Raw genomic sequence first — 21,938 nt, 5'->3', positions numbered from 1 at the left:
AATCTCCTAAACAAGTTTAAAAGTACGAATACTTAACTTTAAAGCTACGGCAATATCCAAAATCTCTTCTTTTAATGATTCTTCTTTTTGTTTATTGGCTAAAACAAATTTTAAAAGAGAATTTCCTTGAGTATTTGGTAGAAGTTTTAAAATAAGTTTAGTTAAATAACTTTTATCTTCTTTTGTTGAAGCATTTGTATTTTCAAAAACTGCAAGTGTTGGTTTGAGACCACTTTGTATAATACTTGCTCCAAAACTTGAAATATAACCATTGTATGAAGATGCAATTTTCCCTTCTGGAAATTCTTTTGTTAGAAGTTCTATTGCTTTTGGGATATAACTTTCTATTCTTTTTTTACTCATTTTACATCTCCATTTTTTATTTGTGTTACTTTACAAAAACCATAACCAATAGATTTATTTGCACCAATTTGAATAATTTCTTCATTGTCAAATCTTCTTTCAAAACCATCTATTTTTTGAATTTTGTCTTGTGCATCTAAGTTATCAGGTTTTATAATAAAAAAGTAAAATTGTGTTTCTTTTGGAACAATTTCTTCATACCATAAATTCTTACTTTCTCCATTGTCTAGTTTATTTCTGGCTAATACAGGAAGAGCTAAATTTTTTAAATCTTCATCACTAAAAAGTGCCAAATCTTTACCTAAAAAGTTTTTAAGTTTTGAAATATCAAATTGTTGGAATTGTGCTTCTAAATCTTCTAAAATAACATCTTTTATATCTTCAAAAATAAGTGGTTTATTTGGTTTTAATTCACTTAATTTTTGAAGAGTATTTTTTAGTTCACTATCAAGTTCAATTTTAAACAGTGTACAATTTTGTAAAAATTCACTTATTATTGATGGACTTGTAGCATTAAAGAAATATTTAACATTACTTCTTACAGGTCTTGTAAGTAATTTTGCTTCAAAAAAACTATATGCACCAGTTTGATGATTATCATCACATGTTGATTCTGGACCAAATATATAATTAATCATTCCATTTGCATCAAATTGAGTGAAATGTTCTCTAAAAGCACCTTTTAAACTTGAAGAGTTAATATTAGGTAATTTTGTAATAGAGTCTCTTTGAACTTGATTATCAATGATGTCAAAATTTGCATCGCCACTTCCTACATGTAAATTTGTTAGTGTTGTGATTTTATAAAGATTAGTTTGCATTATTTATTTTCTCCTAATGTATATGTGTTGTAGCCAATTTGTTGTAAATTTGGATTGTTTATATTGTCAATTAATGATTGTTTTGCACCAATTATTACCGAACCTTTTTCATAAAGATAAACTTTTTTACTTTTTGAAAAACTATTTTTATTTGTTTTTTTATTTTTTTGAATACCTTTTATATTTGTTAAATTTTGATAACTTATTTCTGAAGTTATTGCAAAATCACAATGCTCTTCTAAAGGTAGTGAAATATAACTATCGCTTAAAAGAATTAAATGAGAAGTTTTAATATCTAAATTTTGTGTTGATGATTCTACTTCCATGATAAAACTACTTTTATCTGCTCCAAGTGTTATAATAGACCCTTTTATTTCACAATCACATTCTAAAAAGAATACAAAACTAAAACCTTTTTCAAGCATGTAAGAGGTTTTTTTATATAGTGAATTTTCACTAGCATTTTTTTGATTAAGGGTTTGATTTATCTCTTTGAAAATGTCAGTTGTTTTATAATTTTTATTTCCATCTAATGTTTCAAAATTATCAAAAATATCAAATTTCGATGTAAAATTTTTAAGAAAAAAATTATTATCATTTTTTTCTATTGGAAAACTCTTTATATTTGCTTTTTTTATGATAATTTGATTATTTTGTTCAATAAAAATTGGACTAATTTTTTTTATTTTTCCAAAATTTTGAGGAGTATTTTGGAAAATATTAAATTTTTCTAATCCAACAAATTCATGGGCTGTTGTTGTTTTATTTTTATCAACCCATTCTCCTTTGATTTTTTTTGTTAATAAACCTTGTTGAGTCATAATTTCTTTTTTAAGCATTCCTAAAATAGCTGATTGTTGAGGGAATAACCTTGATTTAGTTATATATGTACCATTTTCCTTATCCCCAATTTTTCCATAGGTGTTATCTCCACCAAATAAAAATGGTTGTAATGGTTTTAGTGTTATTTTATATTTCACTCTTTATCCCCTTTTATGAATTTGATAAATCTAAGTGTTGCATAGATATTATCTATATTTTGTTCACTCATCATATAATCAATTAGTTTTACAAAAAAATCTTTGTATTCATTGTGTTCAGCCTCATTGAAATAGTTTTTGAAGAAATTTTCAAGTTTATTATTATCTGTTATGATTGTTTCGAGAGTTTTTTTATGTAAATTTATTTTATGATGTAATGAATGTAAAAAATTATCATTCAATGATTTTTCAATACTTACAAATGATAAAAATTTTTTATAGCTATTTGAACCTTTGTATAAAATTCCACCAAATGTTTGTCCACTATGTTTGATTATTTCATAAGCAATATTGTTTTTAGGTAATTGTTTAGCTTTTGAAAATAATAAATTTCTACTATTTTCTAAGGCTTCATAAAGGGGATATTTGTAATAAGTGATACTCACACCGAATGAAAGAGTTGCTTTTGGTTTAAACTTATCATCAAATTCATTTGATATTTCATCAAGAAGTTCAAAAATAGTTTTATTTTTACTCACAATAGGAGCGAAAAATAGTAAATCATCTCCTCCTGCAAATATTGTGTACCCACCAAATGTTTTAATTAGTTCATGAGATTTTATACAAAAATCAAAGAGTTTTTTTGAAGTGTCTTGCAATTTTGAAGTATCTTTGATAATTTCACTCATATTATCACCATCTGCATGAATTATAGCAATATATTTGTGGTAAGGTTTTAGTCTTTTGTCTTCAAAGGCTTTAGCATCATCTTTTTCCCATAAATCACTAAAATCTTGTAATGCAATTTCAGGTAGAGAAGGAAAATCTTTTCTTTTTACATCAAAAGCATCTTTTATAAGAAAACTATTATTGTTTTTTAGCATTTTTGAAAGTTCATTTTCTTTGTAGTGGTTAATTCTATAAAATTGTTCTAAACTATCAAGATATGGGCTAATTTCTAAAATAGGATTTGTATCATCATTTAATTCTATTTCCAAATGATTGATTTGAAAATAAGCTTTTAAAAATTCAAAACTAAGTGATGTATTATTTGAAAGTTCTTGTAAAACTTTATCAATAATCTTTTGCACACTCTGCTTAGTATCATTTGTATTTGCTCTAAAAATAAATCTATCATGAAATAAACCAACTTCTTTACCACTTTTAAATACATTCTCATCAACATATGGTGTAACAAATTCTCTATCTTTAAATTTTTCAATTATTTTTTTCATAATATAACTAAAAATATAACTACCACCCCAGAGTTCTCTGGTTTTTTTGCTATTTTTTAAGGTTTTATAAATTGGTCCAATTGTAAGCGCGATATATTTCATTTTGAAGCCTTTATACTGTCTAAAATTCGTTTAAGTGAGTTAAATTCTGGTTCTTTGTGAAATTTGCTATCAATATGTTTTGATAAATCAATTGATTTAACATATTCAAAGAATTCATCAAAACAAAAAATTTTTGGTGTTTTTAGATTTAGTGGAGTTCCTCTTGCACTTATTTTAAAAGTTTTATCAAGAATTTTTTCCACACTTTTATCTGCCCAAAAGTAAACTGTATTATTGATAATTTTAAAAGTTAAAGGTGATTTGAATCTTTCAATCTCTTCTTGTTTTTGCTCTTTTTCATGCTCTTTTTTAATACTTGCTCGATAATTCATCCACGATTGTTCACTTGAAAGACCAAATAAGTCACGAAGTAAAAAAGTATTTTGACCATTTGCATTTACAGGAGAATTTAGATCATATTTTTTTTGTTGATCTTTTAAATCATTTGGGAAAAAGTGTTGTTTTATTGCTTTTTTATCCCATATCCAATTTTTTGTAAGTGCATATGTGAAAATTGCTGGTTTAGAATAAAATCTTGATGGTAAATCTCTACCTTTTGGATAATTTATTCCTTGTCTTAAAAATGAATATAAGAGTTTTATATCTTGTTTCCAGTTGTTACTATTGAAACTATAAACTTCATAAGGAATTAAAGTTTTATCAAATGGGTTATCTAAATAAAAACATCCATATCCTTTATTTTGTCTTGTTCCAAAATTTGTATTTGCAAGAAATGCTTCAAATTTTTCTTCTATTGCTTTTTTTATTTCAGAAGAAAAACTGAAAAATTCAATTTCTAATTCTTTTGCTTGTGCAAATTTTTTTCTAACAATATTATCTCCCATATTCCCAAAAAATAAAGGGTCAGGTATTTCTTTATCATTTTTTGGATTTATTTTTTCAATAGTTTCAATAATATTATCATGTGCAATAATTTTTATTTTGTAATCAAGTGATTTTTCTCCATTTGCGTTTTTTCTAAAAGGTAAATCTTTTACATTTTCCAATAAAAACCTATCAAATTTAGGTTTTAACTCCGTTGCTCTTAATGTTGCACCCATTTGATCACTTTGAAAGTGAATGATTGGGGTGTGTTGTTTGAGTGTAAACTTAACTTTAAAATTACTCATTTTTCTCCTTTTTCTTTAGATAAAATTACTTCTATTGGTTGATTTTTTATTTCTATTTCTTGTGGTTTTTCTAAGTCTTTTTTATCTGAATATATTCCAAATATAGTTAGTAAAATTATAAACATTAATATAGTGGGTATTATGATTTTTAGCATTTTCATTTTTTTAAATGTAAATAGGAATCCTATTATTCCACTTAAAACAATAAGTAAAAGTGATACTGATTGATTCCAAAAAGTTTCATCTAAAATTAAAACATTCATCCCAAATAGCCCTGCTAAAAGTGATGGAGGAAGTAAAATAGCTCCTATTTTACTTATAAATTCTAGTTTGTCATTTCTCTCTTTTTCTTTTCTCATATCGACATAAGTGTGTAATTGTGTTATTTCATGGTCTAAATCACTCATATATTTTTCAATATCCATAACTTTCATTGCTTGATTATAAAGCTCTATTCCTTGGTCTTGTGCAGTTATTTCCTTAAAATATAACTTATTTAAAAAACTCAAATATTTTTCATAAATTTCTTCTGTATCTTTTGATAGTTTTTCTAAGTTTTGAGTTGTTTCATTTGTAACATTTTGAATATCATCTGAAAACTTAATAATAGTTGCTCTATATGCTAAAAGTAAAGTAAATATCTGAAAATACATTGTTTGAATATGAGGCAAAAGTCTATTTTTACCAAACCAACTTCCTGTAATTGAAACAAATGAATATCTACTAATTCCAAAAAGTGTACCCCATTCAATCCATCTATCATAAGTTGATTCAGAGATTAGTTTTTTTGTCATGTGTTTACTTTGGCAAGTTTTTTCATCACCATCTATAAAAATATATTTGTACCAGGAATCATTTGTTTCATATTCATATTGATTTGAACACTCTTTATAGTTTTGAAGTTTTGTTATTAATGCATCATTCATATATAAAGAAATTATAAACATCCTATCATCAATAATTGGACGAATTGTTGTAAGATTTTCTTCATCTTTTGAAAAATTATCTTCAATCAATTCTAATATAAAAGATGGTAGCAAATTCAATTTTTTTAGTTCTTTAAAACTATCTATAGTATTAAATTTAGTAAAATCTTCATTTATGATTTTATCATCTAATTCTAATGTTATACAATTTGATAATATGGCATTTTTAGTATTACCAGTAAATTTTTCTCCTAAAAATTGAGGATATATTCTTCTTCCAAAATCATTTATTGCTAATATAGAATTTTTATCAGAATATTTAGTATTTTTAAGATTAAAAGATAAAATTCCAACATCTGTATTAAAAATTCTTAAACTTAAACCATCAAGTTCAAGTTCAAAAACTCCTTTTTTACAATTTATTGAATATTTACCTTTTTGAAATTTATATTTATAATATTTTGAAATCCATTTTTCACTATTCTTATTATTTTTATTATAAATTGCATCTTGAATATGTTTATAAAAATACACATATTCATTAAAATCTTTTTGTTCTAAAATTTCAAAAGGTTTATATTCCCAATTTTTCGTTTTTTTAAAATGGTCTTTAAATGTAAAGGGAAACATAAAAGTATGATAACTATAAAGCTCTTCTTTTTTATCAAATTTTTTAAATTCTTCTAATAAATTATTGATTTTATCTTCACTTAAAATCCTATCTTTAATTCCTACAAAACCAAAATCTCCTCCACCATAATAGTAATTTGATTCATCTATATTTTGAGATAGCAAGAACTCTAAAATATTAGATTTTTTATATCCGTAAAATAAAATTTTTTCATTATTGTAAATAACATAATTATCAAATTTATAATAAGCTAAATCACTTACTACTGTAAATTTTGAAGTTTTTGAACAAATTAAATTCGAATTATTATTACAAGCTGTTTCAAAAGACTCTTTAGCTAACTTTTCATCTTCAAAAGTTATATTTTGAGCTTCTTTATCTCTTTTCCTAATTTCATCTATTTGTTCTTTTGTAGCACAAAGGTTTTGCATACCATTTATATATCTACTGTCATTTGCAGCTATTAATTTTTGTTCTTTAGACAATTCAATATTTAATATTTTTGCAACCTGTTCCAATGAAGAGGGATTATCTTCATTTTTACCATGATGGTCTATTTCAATATAATTTTTAGGAGCTTTAATATCTTCTTCTAACTCAATGCCATAAATTGTTATATCATCAGTATTATATTTTTCAAGTTCATTTCTGTAATCACTTAATTTTGCACCCCATGATAAATCTTTATTTTCATATGTTTCATTTTTTTCTGAAAGAATTTTTTTGATTTCTAACATTTCTAAATCTTTACCACCAAGTAAAAAAACTCTTTTGTTCATTTAAACCTCTTATGTTTTTAAATTTTAATAATATAATTTGTTTACGAAAATGTAAATTCGTTTTAATAATTAGAATTGAATTTTTTCTAAATATTCTTTTAATTCATTTTTTAATTTCTCTCTAAATCTTAGTGGTTCTATTATCTCTATATGTGGTAACCAAGCTTTGATAATATTATCTATATCTTCATCATGACTTATTTCAAAATTGATTATTAAACTTCCATCTTCTAGTTTTTTTTCTATTTCTTGAGATTGTAGAAACTCTTTTTGTTCAAAGAAATGGGCAATTTCACTATAAACTTTTACTTTTACATCATAAGTATTTCCATCTTGATAATATGGCGAATGTGCTTTGTCAAGCATTTGTTCAATTGCATGTTTAGGAAAATTATATTTTTTTGAAGTTAAATTAACAGATTTTATTTTTGAAATCATAAATGTTTTGATTTTATTATCTTTTGTATCTCGTGCAAATAAGTACCATATTCCTCCATAGTTTGTCATCTTATAGGCTTCAACTATTTTAGAACTATTTTTTGTATTTACTTCAATAATATTTGAATACTCTATTGCATCTTCTATTGTTTGAACTATTTTTGAATCAATATCTAAATCTTCAATATCATCATATTTCATAAAGTATGGATTGTTTAAGTTAGGTTTTAAAAGTTTTTTTAAAAGATTGTCTGTTGTTATATCAAAATCACTTACATCTTTAAATTTTGAAAGAGCTAAAGATAAAATTATCATTTCATCATTTGTTAAATGGGATTTAGTGATAGAAGCACCTTCACTTAATCTATATTCACCTTTTTTATACATATAAATTGGAAAGTTTGGCATAAGTTTATCTTTTAAATCTTTTTGAATAGTTCTAACACTAACATTAAACTCTTGGGCTAATTCTTTTGGATTTACAATCTCATTTTGAGAAAATTTTGAAAGAATTGTAATTAATCTTGTAACAGTTTTATCATAATCATGTTTCATTAAATTATTCCATTTTAAATAAATAAGAAAATATACCTTTTTAAAATAAAAGAATAATTAAATTAATAATATTTTTTTTAATAAAACGAATTTATATCTTCGTTTAGAGTTTTTATAATTCCTTTAATTTAAAACAAGGAAAACAAAATGAAAAAAATAATCTTAGGAACATTAATATCTACAATTTTATCTTCGCAATTATTTGCAAGTTGTGAAGTATTAAACTTTGGTTCATATACACCAACTCAAAAATTGAAACTTTTTGGAAAAGATGAAAAAACATTACAAGTTGTAGATTTTCAATCAGTGTATTCAACAACAGGAAGATTTTATAGAGATAGTGATGGAAAACTTCAATTAAAAAAGTTTAATGATGCTTATGGAGAGTTTTTTAATTATCTTAAAGAAACAGCATTTGAAGAGTGTAAAACAAATAAATATCAAGGTATTGTAAATGTTGATATAAAGTTTTTTGTTGATGAAAATAGTTATTTCTTTACAGCAACTTATAATCACTTAAATTAAAAAAGAGTTTATTATGAGTTGTAGTTGTGGTGACCCATTTTGTGATGGATATAACTGTAATAATGGTAGAGATGGATTTGCAATAATTTTATTTGTATTACTTTATCCATATTTACCTTTTATGATTTTTGGTTATGAGATAATGAATCATTTAGGAAATGGAGTAAATTTTATCAAATGGTTAGGTGCAATAATTGGACTTGGGCTAGGACTGTTTTTTTATTTTAAATTTTTTAAAAGAGTAGTTTTAGAGTTTTTGGGAATTGAAAATCAAATTTTATATTGGTTTTTTTGCTATATTTTAGCAAGTTTTATGTTTGTGTTTTTAGAAGCAATTTTCCCAGATAATCAAGTTTTAAATATAGTAATAAGTTTATGGAAGAAATTTTTTGATTGGTGTTTTTTAGTTTCATAAAAATAAAAATTTTTTACCATCTATAAAATAAACGAACTTATATGTTCGTCTTATTTTTTTATAATTCAAATCAATTCAAAACAACAAGGAAATAAAATGAAAAAATTAACAAAATTGGCAATAGTAACTTCTGCTTTAGCTTTAAATTTATCTGCTCAAAATGTGACAGATTATCATATTGGGGTTTCAAGTGCAAAAGTCTTAGAAAAAGATTTTACGGAAGTAAATGTTGGATATGGAGTAAATTGGTACACACAAAGTGATATTTATGTGGGAATAGTTATTGAGTTTGCTTATGGAAATGTAGATTTAGAAGACGGTAAAAGTGCAGATGTTTTTAGTTCAAATGCAGATTTAAAACTAGGTTATTCAATGTTTGATAACAATCTTGCTTTATATGCTATTGGTTCAGGAGCTTTACAATCTGTTGATACTATGAATGGAGCAGGTTTTGGTTATGGAGCAGGGGTTGATTATAGATTTACAAAAAACTTTGCAATGAATCTTGAGTATAAAACTTATGATATGACATCAGACAAAATGCCTAATTATACATATGAAAAAATCAATACAAATTTTAAATATACATTTTAATAAAAGGGAAAATAATGAAAAATAAAATATTAATATCAACATCTTTAGTTACAACTTTACTTTTTAGTGGTTGTGGGATAAAAACAAATGAGTACAATGTTTCAGCAGACAATGTTCAAATTCTAAGAAATTATAAAGATTTAAAACTTGATGTTTCAACTTTTACAGCTTCAAACAAAGATGAAAGTAGTGTAATGTGTAGACTTGCTGAAACTGTATCAACTCCAAAAGGTGAACCATTTTCACAATATATAGAAGAAGCTTTAATTAGTGAACTAAAAATGGCAGGTGTTTATGATAAAAATTCAGATTTAAAAATATCTGGAAATCTAAATAAAATTTATGGAAGTACAATGTTTGGAAATGCTTATTGGGAAATAAATGTAACAATAACTTCATCAAATGGTAAATCAATTACAGTTAACACAAAAAGAGATTATCCTTCATCATACTTAGCATCAACCGCTTGTAATAATATGGGTACATCTTTTGCTCCTTCAATTAAACAATTAATTGGAGATATTTTAGAACATAAAGATTTTAGAGAACTTTTAAATAAGTAACAAATAACAATGCTAAATTCTTAAAAGAGTTTAGCATTGCAAAGATATATTTGAAAAATATTTGTTTATATCTTATATAAAATTATCTAGTAATTATATAGATAGAAATATATAAAATTGTATATATATTTTATACAATATTTAAGGAAAAATTTATCTAATGTTGAATATAATTTCAACCGCATTCAGTTATAACATTTTTTAGGATATGTTTAAATTGATTTTGCATGAAAAGTAGATTTTTTTAGCAGTACCAGTAGCAGTACGGGTAACTTTAAAAAAGTTAAAACTTCGTAAGATAGGGCATTCAGAAAGATAAATCGAAGTTCCTCTCTTGACACCATTTATAATAAAGAATGCTGGTGTAGCTCAGTTGGCTAGAGCAGCTGATTTGTAATCAGCAGGTCGGGGGTTCGACTCCCTTCACCAGCTCCATTCTTTAATCACCTTTTTTTGGGGTATCGCCAAGCGGTAAGGCAACGGTTTTTGGTACCGTCATTCGAAGGTTCGAATCCTTCTACCCCATCCACATTACAAAATCAAACATTAAAAATCATCATTCACAAATAATAACAATATTTTAGTTCAAAATAATTTTCTTTTTTAGGAAGATTTTAGAATCTTCCCTTTTTGTTTGTATTTATATTTTTAGCTTTAACTTCATCTTTCCCAATAAATTCTTTATCATTTGCATTACTTACAACTAATTTTGCTATTTCATCAGTTAATACTGCTACATCATGAGTTTGACTAGCTATCATTGCATTTTGTTGTGTTTGTTGGTCAAGGCTATTTACTGCATCATTGATTTGTTCTATTCCCATTAATTGTTCTTTACTTGACATTTGTATATCTTGAATTAAATTTATTGTATTTGTGATATTTTGATTTAACTCTATATAACCCTCTATCATATGACTTGCTATCTCTTTTCCATCATTTGCTTTTTTAGTTGCATTTTCTACTATAGTTTTTATCTCTTTAGCTGCTTCTGCACTTCGTGAAGCTAGATTTCTTACCTCTTGAGCAACAACGGCAAATCCTTTTCCAGCTTCTCCAGCAGTTGCTGCTTCAACTGCTGCATTTAGACTTAGAATATTTGTTTGGAATGCTATTTGGTCAATTACAGTAATTGCTTCATTTATAGAATTAACTTGTATATTTATCTCTTCCATTGCAACAGTTGTTTGATTTGCTAATTTTTCTCCATCATTTGCTGATTTTGTTACACTATTTGAATAACTTGCCATTTTTTGAATATTTTCAGTATTGTTTCTAATATTTGAAGTGATTTGTTCAAGCGCTGCTGCTGTTTCTTCAAGGCTTGCTGCTGCTTCATTTGAACTAATATTTAATTTATCAACATTTGCTAATAAAATATTTGAACTTTCATCTAATGTTAATCCATTTGTTTTATTTTCTACTAACATTTCATTTACAACATTTGCAAGATTATTTAGACCAATTGCTACTTCTCCTAAATCATTTCCACTTATTCTATGTCTAAAATCTAATTTTTGATAAGATGATAAAGCATCTGATATTTTATTTAAGTTACCATCTACTTTATTAGATACAATCTCAAATAACTCATTTACACCATTTTTAAGTTCTTCAATTCCTTGATTTTGAGTTGTTTCTTTTATAGTTTGTTTTAAAATACCTGCTTTTGCTAAATCAATTGCTTTTTTTACAGCCTCTATCACTTTTTTAGAATCAGTTATATCTTGTGCAAATTTAACAACACGAGTTACTGTTCCATTTTTATTTCTTACAGGAGTATATGAAGCTTGAATCCAAATAGAACTTCCATCTTTTCTAAATCTTTCAAACTCATCTATCAGAGATATTCCATTTGCTAAATTGTTCCAAAACTCAGAATACTCTTTTGTATTTGTATATGTTTTATTACAAAACATTCTGTGATGATTACCAACAACTTCACTTAATTTATAACCTAAAGCATTTAAAAAATTGTCATTTGCATGTAGTATTGTGCCATCTGGTTTAAATGAAATAATTGCAAAGTTTTGTTCCATTGCATTTAATCTTCCTGCTTCTTCTTCTGTTTTTGTAAAATTAAACATAATTATTCTCCTTTTTCTAATACTTAATCTTTATATCTATCTCTAATTTCTTTAAATTTATCTATATTTTCAAAGAATAAATCAATCAATTTTGGGTCAAAATGTTTAGCTTTTTCTTCTTTAAAAAGTTTAAAAATCTCTTCTTTTTCCCAAGCTTTTTTATAACATCTATTACTTCCAAGTGCATCAAATACATCAGCAATTGCAGTAATTCTTCCATAAATATGAATCTTTTCTTCTTTTAAACCTCTTGGATAACCACTTCCATCCCATTTTTCATGATGTTCCATGGCTACTATTGCAGCTGCTTTTAATATTTCTCTTTTTGAATTTTTTAATATTTTATGACCAATAACAGTGTGTTTTTTCATAATTTTCCATTCATCTTCTGTTAGTTTGCCAGGTTTATTTAAAATAGAATCAGGAACACCAACTTTCCCAATATCATGCATTGGACTTGCTGTAAATAAAATATCACACTCTTTTTCATCTAAGCCATATAAAGTTGCTAAAAGTTTTGAATAATGGGCTACTCTTTTTACGTGATTTCCAGTTTCATTACTTCTACTCTCACCAATTTCACCCATTTTATAAATAATTTCTCTTTGAGTATCTTCTATCTCTTCATGTAATTTTATAACTTCTGTTATCTCTTTTCTAATACTTAAATATTCAATTATTTTACCTTGGGTATTAATAATTGGAACAACAGTTGCTAAAAAATGATGGATTTTATTATCTTTAAAAATATTACTTATTTGTCCTTTCCAAATCTCTTTATTTTCAATAGCTTGCCACATTTTTTCCATAAAAGAATCATCATTAAAGATTACTCTATTTATAAAATCATAGTGTTTCCCCACTAATTCTTCTTTTGTAAAACCACTTATTTTATAAAATTGTTCATTTGCATAGGTAATGATTTTATTTGTATCTACCCTTAAAATAATATTACTTCTTTCAATTGCATTTTCATAAAGTTTTGAAAGATTCATTACTTCTTGGAAATTATTTTGAGAGATATCATATTGGTCTTTAAAATACTCTTTTGTTTTTTCAATTTCAGTTATATCAGTTCTTATTCCAATAAATTCTAAGATGTTTCCATTTTCATCTAAAATAGGATTTATAATTGTTTGAACCCAATAACTACTTCCATCTTTTTTTCTATTTTTTACAATTCCAGTCCAAGGAATTTTTAAATCTTTGATAGTATGCCACATCTCTTTAAACACTAAAGAATCCATATCAGGATGTCTTACAATATTATGTGGTTTTCCTAAAAGTTCTTCTTGTGTATATCCTGAAATCTTACAAAAAGCTTCATTTACATAAGTTATTATTCCCTTTTCATTTGCTTTTGAAACAATTGAACTTCTATCAACTGTATCTTTATATTGATTTAGCAACTGAGTTTTACAAATCATTTCATCTTCAATATCTTTATCATTTATAAAAATATCAGTTTTTAAAATCAGTTCTTCTATAACAAATGGTTTTCTTATAATCTCTTTTACACCTAATCTAAAAGAGTCTCTAATAAGATTTGAGGAAATATTTCCTGTAATAATTACTACTTTGATATTTAATTTCTCAAGAATTAGAGTTCTATTTTTTATTAAAAAATCATAACCATTTGATTTTTCTAGTTCTAAGTCCAATAACATTAAATCAATTTTATTAAAATTAATAATATCAACAGCCTCTTTTACATCTTTTGCTTCTAAGATTTTGTAGTTTCTATTTTCTAAAATATCTTTTAGTTGTTCTCTTACAACAAAAGAGTCTTCAACAATCAAAATTGTTTTTGATTTATTTTTTTCAAATTGTTTTATTAGATTTGGTATTTCAGAAATTTTATATAAAAAGTTTTTATCTTTATTTATAAAATCAATTACACCTTTTTGATAAGAAACCTCTTTTAATTGTAAATCAGTTTGAGTTGTTAAAACGATGATTTTAACTGAACTAGATAACTCTTTTATTATTTCGTATCCATGTCCATCAGGAAGATTTATATCTAAAATTATATAGTCAATTTTATTTTTGCTAATTATATCTTTAGCCTCTTTTATTGTAGAGCTCAAAAATGTATTAAATCCATTTTTTTGAAAAATAGTATTTATGATTTTAATCATTGAAGTAGAGTCTTCAATGATTAAGATATTGTAATCGCTAGCTATAAAATTAAATTTATTAAAACAATTTATATTATTCATTAATTTTCTTTATTCCATTTTTCATAAAGAATTTCAGCTTTTTTTATCTCTTCAGGTGTAGCTCTTTTTCTACAAGATAGATATCCTCTTGTTCCATCACAACTTTCAAATGGATAAACTGTTGCAAAAACCCAATAATATCCACCATTTTTAGTTGCATTTTTTACATAACCTGTCCATACTTCACCTTTTTGTACAGTATCCCACAAAGATTTAAAAGCTTTTTTAGGCATATCTTTATGTCTTACCATGCTATGAGGTTTTCCTAATAATTCATCCAAAGAATATTCAGCAACTTTACAAAAATCTTCATTTGCAAATCTTATAATACCTTTTAAATCAGTTTCACTTACTAAAAAAGCATTTTTATCTAAAATTGTCTCTTTTTCATTTGCCATTTTCAATTTCCTTTAGTTAAACTTTTTAGTTTTTGCATCAGCTAATAATTCATTTGCTAATTGTGATACATTTTGAGCAATTGATTTTACTTGATTTGATTCAGAAGCATTTTCTTGCGTAACTCTATCTAACATATTTACAGCATCATTTATTTGCTCAATTCCAGTCATCTGTTCTTTTGAAGATCTTGATACATCTTCTATTATATGGATTGTTTCAGAGATATTTTTATTTAATTCTTTGTAACCTTCTATCATATCTGATGAAACAGTTTTCCCATCATTCGCTTTTTGATTAGCTTCTTCTACTAGATTTTTAATCTCTTTAGCAGCTTCTGCACTTCGTGAAGCTAGATTTCTCACTTCTTGTGCAACAACAGCAAATCCTTTCCCAGCTTCTCCAGCAGTTGCAGCTTCTACTGCTGCATTTAAACTTAGAATATTTGTTTGGAAAGCAATTTGGTCAATTACTGTGATTGCTTCATTTATAGCTTTTACTTTTTCATTTATTTCATCCATAGAGATAGCAGTTTTACTTGCTAATTGTTCACCACTAAAAACAGATTTTTTTACAATTTGCCCTAAAGTTGCCATTTTTGAAGCATTTTCGGCATTATTTCTAGTAATACTTGTTATCTCTTCAAGTGCTGCTGCTGTTTGTTCTAAAGAGGCTGCTTGTTCATTTGCTTTTGAAGCTAAATTATTCATAGATGAGGTCATAAGTGAAGAGTCATGTTGTAGAGTTTGACCATTTTGGAAATTAGTTTTTGCATTAATTTCTAAGGCTTTACCTAATTTATTAACATTTTCCATCAATAATTTCATTTCATCTTTATATTTATCTACAACTTTTATGCTATCTGTAAAATCATTATTTGTATAACTATTGATTACTCTTAAAATTCTTGAATTAGAGTCATTTATACTTGAAAGCATTTTATTAAGCGTATTTTTTAAAGTAGAGATTGTTGGATTTGAACTTTCTGATTTTATTTTACAATTGTATATACCTTTTTCTACTTTGTCAGCTGTTAATACAATCTCTCCTAAAACTCTCATATCATCTTTATTTCTTTTATCAAAAACTTTTATCTCTTCATTCCAGTTTCTTAAAATATCATCAAGTTTTTTGTTTCCTGTTGATTCAATATAATCAAATTCACTTTTTTCGTAAGAGATAAATTTGATAAATTGTTTAAAATAATTATCAATAATTTCTAACTCTTTATTTGAAATTGCTCCGAACATAAAACTCCCTTTTTTAATAATAGTTAAGATAATAACTTATGAAAAAGTATTTTGGTAGCTATAAAGTGTCGGTTCATAAAATCGACTCTTTTTCATAGTTTACTTGTAAATAATTGTATAAAAAAAGTGTGTTTTTTTTGTGAGTTTTTTAAAAAATAATTTATTTTAAAATTAAATAACCAAGATTGGCAATTTAATTTTAAATATCAGCCCATCATTTAGGTTTTTAACTTTTATTTTGCCACCTAAATTTTGTTCAATAATAATTTTTGTCATATATAATCCTATACCTGTTCCATGAGATTGTAGTTTTGTTGTAAAATATGGCTCAAACATAGATTTTAAAATCTCTTCATTTTCAACTCCTCCTCCATTATCTTGTATGAGTAATTCTATTGAAGAGTTTTTTCTTTTTGCACTTATTAAAATTATTCCATTTTTAATATCTCTATTTATAATTGCTTCTTTTGCATTTACTAATATATTTATTATTGCTTGTTGTAACTGATTTTCTAAACATATAAATGAAATAGAAGGATGAATATCCACCTTGATTTGGATATTATTTATTTTAAATTCAAAATTTACTAAAGAGGCTACTTTTAAAATAACTTCTTTTAAAAATATCTTTTTAAACTCCTCTTTTGGTTTATAAAAATTTTTAAAATCATCTATGGTTTGAGACATAAAATTTACTTGTTTATTTATTTTTTCAATCCACTTATTTAAGTAATTTTTATCTAATTTAGAGTTATCAAATTTTGTAGTTAAAGCAAGACATAATAAAGAAACAGTATTAAGAGGTTGTCTCCAATTATGTGCAATCGCACCTATCATCTCTCCCATTGCAGCCATTTTTGATTGTTGAATAAGTATTTTTTCTTGTTTGTTTTGTTTTTCTACCTCTTCTTTTACCTTTTTTTCTAATTTTTCTTGAAAAAGTTTTTCTTGAGTAACAACCTCAAAAGTACAAACAAACCCATGATTGAATTTCACTGCTTTATTTCTAAACCAATCTTTTATTCCATCTCCTTCAAAATAGAATTCTAATGATTTTGACTCTCCTGTTAAAACAACTTCTTTATAAATATCAAAAAGTGTTCTTCCTCCTAAAGAATCCAAGGGTTTAAAATTTCCACTATGTATTTTTGACAAACGTTGCCCAAGGAGTTGTTCTTCACTTAAATTAACTATTCTACAAGCCTCTTTATTTGACATTGTAAATATAAAATCAATAATTTCTCCATTTTTATCATAAAAATTTTCAAATGCCATTATTCCACTAAGAGAAGAGTCTAAAATTGCTTTTAACTCATCAGTTCTTTTTAGAAGTTTTTCTTCGTTATATTTCTGAACAGTAACATCATTATGAACACCTATCATTCTTATAGGTTTTTGATTTTTATCTCTTAAAATACTTCCTCTACATCTAATCCAAACTGTATGACCGTCTTTGTGTCTATATCTTACAATTTGGTCATAAGGATGATTTAGATCTTCATAATGTTTATTAAAATTTTCAATTGTTTTTTCTAAATCTTCGGGAAATATTAATTCTTGCCATTCAGATACTAAATGTTTTTTTTCTTCTGCTTCATAACCTAAAACTTCCCAAAATCTTGGACTTAACCATTCATTTTGGGGATTTTCCATATCCCAATACCATATTCCATCTAATGAATTTTTTTCTAAAAAATTAAAGATAGTTGAATCTTTTTGAATCATCTCATATAATTCAGTTTCTAAATAGTGCTTTTGATTCATTTTTACCTTTTATTAGTTATTCTCAATTATTAATCTATATCCAATTTTTGGCACATTTTCAATTATATCATTGGCAATTTTTTTTCTTAAATTTTTTACAAGTGTACGTAAACTTGTGCTTGACATCTGTTTATTTTCATCATACCAAATGATCTCTTCAATAGTTTTATATGGAACTAATTGCCCTTTTTTTTGTAATAATAATTTTAAAAAAGCTGTCTCTTTATTTGTCAGTTTTACAATTTTGTTTTCTTTTATAATTTGAGAATTTATCAAATCAAAATTTACTGTATCATTTAGTTGAACAAGTTTATCTATAAATTCATGGTTTTGATGATAGTAGATTTTTTTTATAATTGTATTTACATTATCTGATGTCAAAGGTTTTGTAATATATCCTTGAATATTACAATTACTAGCTTGTAGTAAAACATCTGAATCTGAGTATGCTGAAATTATTATAATAGGTATTAAATAATTAATTTCTCTTATTTTAATGATTAAATCTAAACCATTTAGTTTTGGAATATTTATATCACATAAAATTGCATTTATACTATTTTGTCTAAAAACTTCAAGTGCGCTATATCCATCACTGGCACTATAAATATTAGAGAATTTTGTTTCAAAAATCTCTATCATAAGTTCAAGGGTATCTTTTTCATCTTCAATGATTAAAAGATTTTGTTTAAAAAAATCCATTATTTATTTTCCAAAATTTTATTCTTTTCTATTTCAAGGGTAATTTTAAATTCTACACCTTTATAAATACTATTTTCAAATTCATATGTAACATTTGTTGCATCAATTTTTCCTTGAGCACTTTGAGTTATTAGTTTATATGTCATATTTAATCCAAGACCTGTTCCTTGAGATTTATGTTTTGTTGTAAAATATGGGTCATAAATTTTTGAAATTATATTTTCAGGAATTCCCCCACCATTATCTTTAATACTTATTATGGCTAAACCATTCTCCTCTTTTGTTTCTATAAAAAAGAGGGGATGAGTCTGTTTTATTTCAGAAAAAGCATCTTTTGAATTGTTAAAAATATTTATAAAACATTGAATTAATTCATTTGGATAACCAAGAATAAATATACTTTTATCTAAATCTAAAATTATAGTAATATTAGAATTTTTAATTGATGAATCAACAATATGCAAAAATTGATTAATTGTATCATTTAGATTATAAAGTTGAATTTTTCTATCACCTTTTATAAAATTTTTAAAATCATCTATAGTTTCAGATAGATATTGGGCATTTTTGTTTATTAAGTCCATATTCTTTAACAGCTCTTCATCTGTTAAAATATTTAACTCTTTTTGTAGTTTTATCCCAGTTGATACTGTAGAAATAATTGATAAAGGTTGTCTCCATTGGTGAGCAATATTACTTATCATCTCTCCCATGGAAGCTAGTTTATCAGATTTGAAAAGTTTTTCTTGAATCAATTTATTTTTTTCTACTTCCTCTTTTATTTTGATTTCAAGATTTTTATTTAGATTATAAAGTTCATTTTGTTTTTGTTCTAAAACTATATTTGAATGTTCTAATTGTTGAGTTCTTTTTATAACTTCAGCTTGTAAATATTTATTTGTATGTTTTAGTAAATATTGTCTATATAAAAAGAAGATAGATAAAATTGAAATCATAATTAAAAGTACCCAAAAATAAGTGTAATCTTGAACTTTTTCATATTTTATTACAACCCATTTATTTATAATATCTTCAATCTCTTTTTTATCCATATGAAAAATTGCTTTATTTAAAATATTTACAAGGGTAAAGTTGTCTTTTATTACACCAATTCTTAAATAATTTTCATAACCTTTTGGTTGATTTACTATTTTAAGATTAAATAAATTATTTTTTTTGATTGTATATGCTGTAATAATCATTGAACGCATTGTTAAATCAGCTTTTTTATTTTCTACTAATTTGAAAGCTTCATCTTCTGAGTTTGTTGGAATAATAATTAAATTTGGAAAATCTTTTGCAAATATTTCAGACATTGCTGTACCTTTTGGTAGTGCAATTGATGCTTTTATTTTTGATAAATCTTTTATCTCTTGATTTTCAATTCTTCCTACAATAACATTTGGGTCTTCAAAAATAGGTTCAGTAAAATCTAACCACTCTTTTCTTTTTGGTGTTTCATTTAAAAAACTCAAAATATCACACTTTTTCTCTTTTGAAAAAGTTATACTTTGTTCCCAAGATTTTGTTGGGATAAGTTTTATTTTTACATTCAATTTTGAAGAGATTAGTTTGATAATATCTGCTGCTATTCCTTCGTGTTCACCTTTATCATTGATTTTTTCAAAAGGCTCCCAATCTGGGTCTACACACATAGTAATTACTCTTTTTTCTTTTAAATAATCTTTCTCTTCTTTGTTTAAATAAATAGCTGTATTTTTATCATTTTCATTTGGATTAATCCATTTTCTTTTTAATTCTAAAAGTTCTTCTTCACTTATTTGGTCTTTACCTTTTTCTAAAATATTTCTTAATATCTCATTTTGTTTATTTGTTGCAAGAAACATATCTAAATTAAATCTTTCATCATTTACAGAAAAAGCAGGTTTTAAATTTGAAAGATGATTGTTTTGTATATAATAATTCCCAACTGCAAAATTATCAATTGAACCCTCAACTTCTCCAAAAGCAACTTTTTCTAAAGCTTCTAATGAGTCTTTAACCAATATTAATTTTATATCAGGATAATATTTTTTTAAAAGTTCTTCCTCATAAAAACCTTTTATAACAGCAAGGGTTTTTCCATTAAAATCTTCTATTTTTTTTAGTTTTGTATTATCTATTTTTGTAAAAATTGTATCTATTGCTTTTGCATAATCACTTGTAAATATAAAATCTTCTTCTCTTTTTGATGTTTTTGCAATGTTTAACATCACATCAATCTCTTGATTTTTTAATTTTTCAATATATTCATTCCAAGTAAAACCAGAGATATATTCAACATCAATTTTTAATTTTGATGCTAAAAGATTCATATAATCTATTGAAAATCCAGTTGGTGTTCCTTTTATATTATAGTTAAAAGGAGGCCAACTCATTTCGTTGTGTACTTTTATTATTGGATGTGTTTCTAAATATATTTTTTCTTCTTCTGTAAAAAATATTGGGTTTTTATTTTGATTTAAAAGATAATAAGAGTTTAAAAGGGAAGTAATATTAAAATTTTCACTAACTAAACCTAGTTTTGTATATAAATCTGCGTTTAGTTTGATTAATTCAGGAGCAATAGCACCTATTTTAAAAATATTTGTTTTAAATATCTCTTCTGTTTTATTTGCTTCAAACAATAAAGATTCTTTTGTTTTTCTTTTTGTATATTTATTGTAAATTAAATCAACAATCTCTTCTTTATTTTTAAAAGCATATTCCCAACCTTTATTTGTTGCTTCAACAAATTTTTTAACCATTTTTGGATTTTTGTTTACAACACTTTCACTTGTAAAAAGTTCTACATCATAAGAATAAATCCCAAAATTTGCAGGATTTAGAATATTATAATCTACTCCTAATTTGTCCAGTTCAAAAGGTTGAGAAGTTATAAATATACTCATAGCATCAACTTCATTATTTATAAATTTATCAATTTCATAGTTATGTGATACCAAAGTATAATCATCTGACTTTATTTTAAAATCTTTTAACATAACCCCTAAACTTGTATGTTCCATCTCCCAATCTAAAGCCATAATCTTTTTATTTTTTAAATCAGCAGGAGTTTTTATATGTGGTTTGGTAACTAAGGCTAAAGCATTTTGTTTGAAATATGAAGCAACTAAAACAACAGGTTTTCCTTTTAATCTTTCTAAAATCAAAGCAGAAGAGGAAATACCAAAAGTAGATTTACCATTTATTACATCTTGACTGATATTAATTCCATCTTGAAACTCTTTTATTTCAACTTCTAAACCAACATCTTTATAATAACCCTTTTCAATAGCAGTATAAAATCCTGCAAATTCAAATTGGTGTTTCCATTCAAGTTGCAAAGTTATTTTTTCTGAATTTGCAAATAGAGTTATGTTTAAAATCAAAATAGATAAAAATAGTTGTTTTATTAAGTTTTGCATTTTTTTTCTTAGTGTTTTTATAATTTAATCATTTCAATAATTATGATAGCACATTT

Annotated in this window: 17 protein-coding genes, 2 tRNA genes and 1 pseudogene; 6 read left to right on the top strand and 14 right to left on the bottom strand. The window is 25.0% G+C overall.

Annotation, left to right across the window (positions count from 1 at the left end; genetic code table 11):
- Positions 1 to 6: 6 nt before the first annotated feature.
- The 7 genes from AELL_RS11180 to AELL_RS11150 all read right to left on the bottom strand — a co-directional run bounded on the left by AELL_RS11180 (position 7) and on the right by AELL_RS11150 (position 7,960).
- A complete protein-coding gene (locus tag AELL_RS11180; RefSeq protein WP_118918035.1) occupies positions 7 to 363 on the bottom strand; it encodes a type III-B CRISPR module-associated protein Cmr5 in 357 nt (118 codons plus the stop codon).
- Positions 360 to 1,184 carry a type III-B CRISPR module RAMP protein Cmr4 gene (gene cmr4 / locus AELL_RS11175; RefSeq protein ID WP_118918034.1) on the bottom strand — a complete coding sequence of 275 codons (825 nt, stop codon included), beginning with the start codon at positions 1,182 to 1,184 and terminating at the stop codon, positions 360 to 362. The genes AELL_RS11180 and cmr4 overlap by 4 nt, the downstream gene beginning before the upstream one ends.
- Entirely contained in the window at positions 1,184 to 2,164 is a 981-nt protein-coding gene (locus AELL_RS11170) for a hypothetical protein (protein ID WP_118918033.1), read from the bottom strand. The genes cmr4 and AELL_RS11170 overlap by 1 nt, the downstream gene beginning before the upstream one ends.
- Positions 2,161 to 3,501, bottom strand: coding sequence for a type III-B CRISPR-associated protein Cas10/Cmr2 (gene cas10, locus AELL_RS11165; protein WP_118918032.1), 1,341 nt, complete (start codon positions 3,499 to 3,501; stop codon positions 2,161 to 2,163). The genes AELL_RS11170 and cas10 overlap by 4 nt, the downstream gene beginning before the upstream one ends.
- The gene (locus AELL_RS11160; protein ID WP_118918031.1) at positions 3,498 to 4,631 is read right to left on the bottom strand and encodes a hypothetical protein; all 1,134 of its coding nucleotides are present in this window, start codon (positions 4,629 to 4,631) and stop codon (positions 3,498 to 3,500) included. The genes cas10 and AELL_RS11160 overlap by 4 nt, the downstream gene beginning before the upstream one ends.
- Positions 4,628 to 6,967, bottom strand: coding sequence for a CorA family divalent cation transporter (locus AELL_RS11155; protein ID WP_118918030.1), 2,340 nt, complete (start codon positions 6,965 to 6,967; stop codon positions 4,628 to 4,630). The genes AELL_RS11160 and AELL_RS11155 overlap by 4 nt, the downstream gene beginning before the upstream one ends.
- A gap of 69 nt (positions 6,968 to 7,036) precedes the next feature.
- The gene (locus AELL_RS11150) at positions 7,037 to 7,960 is read right to left on the bottom strand and encodes a helix-turn-helix transcriptional regulator (RefSeq protein ID WP_118918029.1); all 924 of its coding nucleotides are present in this window, start codon (positions 7,958 to 7,960) and stop codon (positions 7,037 to 7,039) included.
- Between the two features lie 147 nt (positions 7,961 to 8,107).
- Here AELL_RS11150 and AELL_RS11145 point away from each other — a divergent pair, with 147 nt between their 5' ends.
- The 6 genes from AELL_RS11145 (at position 8,108) to AELL_RS11120 (ending at position 10,586) form a co-directional block, all read left to right on the top strand.
- The gene (locus AELL_RS11145; protein ID WP_118918028.1) at positions 8,108 to 8,485 is read left to right on the top strand and encodes a hypothetical protein; all 378 of its coding nucleotides are present in this window, start codon (positions 8,108 to 8,110) and stop codon (positions 8,483 to 8,485) included.
- A gap of 13 nt (positions 8,486 to 8,498) precedes the next feature.
- A complete protein-coding gene (locus AELL_RS11140; protein ID WP_118918027.1) occupies positions 8,499 to 8,900 on the top strand; it encodes a hypothetical protein in 402 nt (133 codons plus the stop codon).
- Between the two features lie 96 nt (positions 8,901 to 8,996).
- Positions 8,997 to 9,494, top strand: a complete 498-nt coding sequence (locus AELL_RS11135; RefSeq protein ID WP_118918026.1) for an outer membrane protein — start codon at positions 8,997 to 8,999, stop codon at positions 9,492 to 9,494.
- A 14-nt stretch (positions 9,495 to 9,508) separates the two neighbouring features.
- Entirely contained in the window at positions 9,509 to 10,057 is a 549-nt protein-coding gene (locus tag AELL_RS11130; protein WP_118918025.1) for a hypothetical protein, read from the top strand.
- A 358-nt stretch (positions 10,058 to 10,415) separates the two neighbouring features.
- Positions 10,416 to 10,492: transfer RNA gene (locus AELL_RS11125), tRNA-Thr, on the top strand.
- Positions 10,493 to 10,511: 19 nt separating this feature from the next.
- Positions 10,512 to 10,586, top strand: a tRNA-Gln gene (locus AELL_RS11120).
- A gap of 85 nt (positions 10,587 to 10,671) precedes the next feature.
- On the opposite strand, the gene AELL_RS11115 is transcribed toward AELL_RS11120, so the two are convergent.
- The 7 genes and pseudogenes from AELL_RS11115 to AELL_RS11085 form a co-directional block, all read right to left on the bottom strand.
- Positions 10,672 to 12,096, bottom strand: coding sequence for a methyl-accepting chemotaxis protein (locus AELL_RS11115; protein ID WP_226806038.1), 1,425 nt, complete (start codon positions 12,094 to 12,096; stop codon positions 10,672 to 10,674).
- A gap of 71 nt (positions 12,097 to 12,167) precedes the next feature.
- On the bottom strand, positions 12,168 to 14,363 hold the full coding sequence (locus AELL_RS11110) for a response regulator (RefSeq protein ID WP_118918023.1): 2,196 nt from the start codon (positions 14,361 to 14,363) through the stop codon (positions 12,168 to 12,170).
- Positions 14,363 to 14,761, bottom strand: a complete 399-nt coding sequence (locus AELL_RS11105; RefSeq protein ID WP_118918022.1) for a PAS domain-containing protein — start codon at positions 14,759 to 14,761, stop codon at positions 14,363 to 14,365. Before AELL_RS11105 ends, AELL_RS11110 begins: the two co-directional genes overlap by 1 nt.
- A 12-nt stretch (positions 14,762 to 14,773) precedes the next feature.
- Positions 14,774 to 15,514 (bottom strand): annotated as a pseudogene (locus AELL_RS14465) (methyl-accepting chemotaxis protein); the annotation flags it as partial.
- 666 nt (positions 15,515 to 16,180) lie between these two features.
- Positions 16,181 to 17,773: a PAS domain-containing sensor histidine kinase gene (locus AELL_RS11095; RefSeq protein WP_118918020.1), complete on the bottom strand. Its 1,593-nt coding sequence runs from the start codon at positions 17,771 to 17,773 to the stop codon at positions 16,181 to 16,183.
- Positions 17,774 to 17,785: 12 nt separating this feature from the next.
- On the bottom strand, positions 17,786 to 18,475 hold the full coding sequence (locus tag AELL_RS11090; RefSeq protein ID WP_118918019.1) for a response regulator transcription factor: 690 nt from the start codon (positions 18,473 to 18,475) through the stop codon (positions 17,786 to 17,788).
- Positions 18,475 to 21,882: an ABC transporter substrate-binding protein gene (locus AELL_RS11085; RefSeq protein ID WP_118918018.1), complete on the bottom strand. Its 3,408-nt coding sequence runs from the start codon at positions 21,880 to 21,882 to the stop codon at positions 18,475 to 18,477. Before AELL_RS11085 ends, AELL_RS11090 begins: the two co-directional genes overlap by 1 nt.
- Positions 21,883 to 21,938 lie beyond the last annotated feature (56 nt).

It is taken from the genome of Arcobacter ellisii (genome assembly GCF_003544915.1).
GTDB classification, from domain to species: domain Bacteria; phylum Campylobacterota; class Campylobacteria; order Campylobacterales; family Arcobacteraceae; genus Aliarcobacter; species Aliarcobacter ellisii.
The sequence above is the reverse complement of the archived record's forward strand: the minus strand, read 5'-3'. Positions and strand labels throughout refer to the sequence as shown.

What these genes read in the sequence shown, in the direction of transcription:
- AELL_RS11085 (WP_118918018.1), bottom strand. Translation starts at nt 21,882, where the DNA reads ATGCAAAACTTAATAAAACAACTATTTTTATCTATTTTGATTTTAAAC.
- AELL_RS11140 (WP_118918027.1), top strand. Translation starts at nt 8,499, where the DNA reads ATGAGTTGTAGTTGTGGTGACCCATTTTGTGATGGATATAACTGTAAT.
- cas10 (WP_118918032.1), bottom strand. Translation starts at nt 3,501, where the DNA reads ATGAAATATATCGCGCTTACAATTGGACCAATTTATAAAACCTTAAAA.
- AELL_RS11095 (WP_118918020.1), bottom strand. Translation starts at nt 17,773, where the DNA reads ATGAATCAAAAGCACTATTTAGAAACTGAATTATATGAGATGATTCAA.
- AELL_RS11115 (WP_226806038.1), bottom strand. Translation starts at nt 12,096, where the DNA reads ATGGAACAAAACTTTGCAATTATTTCATTTAAACCAGATGGCACAATA.
- AELL_RS11180 (WP_118918035.1), bottom strand. Translation starts at nt 363, where the DNA reads ATGAGTAAAAAAAGAATAGAAAGTTATATCCCAAAAGCAATAGAACTT.
- AELL_RS11150 (WP_118918029.1), bottom strand. Translation starts at nt 7,960, where the DNA reads ATGAAACATGATTATGATAAAACTGTTACAAGATTAATTACAATTCTT.
- AELL_RS11090 (WP_118918019.1), bottom strand. Translation starts at nt 18,475, where the DNA reads ATGGATTTTTTTAAACAAAATCTTTTAATCATTGAAGATGAAAAAGAT.
- AELL_RS11135 (WP_118918026.1), top strand. Translation starts at nt 8,997, where the DNA reads ATGAAAAAATTAACAAAATTGGCAATAGTAACTTCTGCTTTAGCTTTA.
- cmr4 (WP_118918034.1), bottom strand. Translation starts at nt 1,184, where the DNA reads ATGCAAACTAATCTTTATAAAATCACAACACTAACAAATTTACATGTA.
- AELL_RS11145 (WP_118918028.1), top strand. Translation starts at nt 8,108, where the DNA reads ATGAAAAAAATAATCTTAGGAACATTAATATCTACAATTTTATCTTCG.
- AELL_RS11105 (WP_118918022.1), bottom strand. Translation starts at nt 14,761, where the DNA reads ATGGCAAATGAAAAAGAGACAATTTTAGATAAAAATGCTTTTTTAGTA.
- AELL_RS11160 (WP_118918031.1), bottom strand. Translation starts at nt 4,631, where the DNA reads ATGAGTAATTTTAAAGTTAAGTTTACACTCAAACAACACACCCCAATC.
- AELL_RS11110 (WP_118918023.1), bottom strand. Translation starts at nt 14,363, where the DNA reads ATGAATAATATAAATTGTTTTAATAAATTTAATTTTATAGCTAGCGAT.
- AELL_RS11155 (WP_118918030.1), bottom strand. Translation starts at nt 6,967, where the DNA reads ATGAACAAAAGAGTTTTTTTACTTGGTGGTAAAGATTTAGAAATGTTA.
- AELL_RS11130 (WP_118918025.1), top strand. Translation starts at nt 9,509, where the DNA reads ATGAAAAATAAAATATTAATATCAACATCTTTAGTTACAACTTTACTT.